At 32.4% G+C, this 942-nt stretch carries 1 protein-coding gene; it reads left to right on the plus strand.

From position 1 onward, the window contains the following. Positions 1-213 precede the first annotated feature (213 nt). On the plus strand, positions 214-702 hold the full coding sequence (locus tag IEW94_RS16780) for a hypothetical protein (RefSeq protein ID WP_188655245.1): 489 nt from the start codon (positions 214-216) through the stop codon (positions 700-702). The last annotated feature ends 240 nt before the right edge of the window (positions 703-942 follow it).

Here is a 942-nt window from a genome sequence, read left to right on the forward strand (position 1 = left end):
TTTAGGAACGGCAGTAATTTGAGTGTTCATATCTTTTATTGTTTTAGAGAACTTTAAAGATACTCGACTTACTGCTTTTACATGGATGCTAAAAATAATGCTTAATTTAGTACAAAACCTAAAGTTAGTGCGCATTTGGTCTCTCTGATTTTCCTGCGGAAAATCCTCGGTCACAAAACCGCACTATTCTTATACAAACACGTTGTAAAACATTTGAGAAAAACGCTTCAAATATTAATAATACTGCTGATTTCAGTAGGTTGTTCCGAATCTAAAAAAGAAACGATAACTGAAAATAGGACTCTATATGTTTTTGACTTGGACTCTCTTGAACGGACAGAAAACTATAAACTGACAATTGAAATTAGAGATACTTTAACCAAATACAAATATCAAAATCTGACTGACGAAAGTAAAAATATGAATGTGTATTACATTCCAAAAACCAAAATATTAAAATTTTCAATGTGGAATTACATTCCAATAAAAGGGGCGGATTTTAAGGAACTTTCGCTTTCCAAAATGGAATTTGTGAATTACGAAATGCAAGAACCAGAGACTGACGGAACTGGACCTATTTTGTTTAACCCTGAATATGGTATTTTGGGAATTGGAAATATAATGGCACCGAATTTTATTTATTTAAAAAATCAATCGGATTTAAAAATTTTGGATACTATAATAGACAAATTAACGGAATAAAAAAAACGTTTTACAACACCGGCTATAGTTCATTGCGGCGGAATTTCCTATTCGGAAATTCCTTGCACTTTTACTAACTTTGAGTTATGGCGGAAAATCCTCGCGGATTTATCCGCAACGAAACCATAGCCAAACCCGTTGTACATAATGCTGAAAAAACTGAATTACATATCAATTTTCGTTCTGATTTTAATCAGTATTTCGTGCAAAAACGAAAGGAAAAATAACGGACTGAACTCA

Source organism: Yeosuana aromativorans (genome assembly GCF_014646655.1).
Classification (GTDB): Bacteria; Bacteroidota; Bacteroidia; order Flavobacteriales; family Flavobacteriaceae; genus Yeosuana; species Yeosuana aromativorans.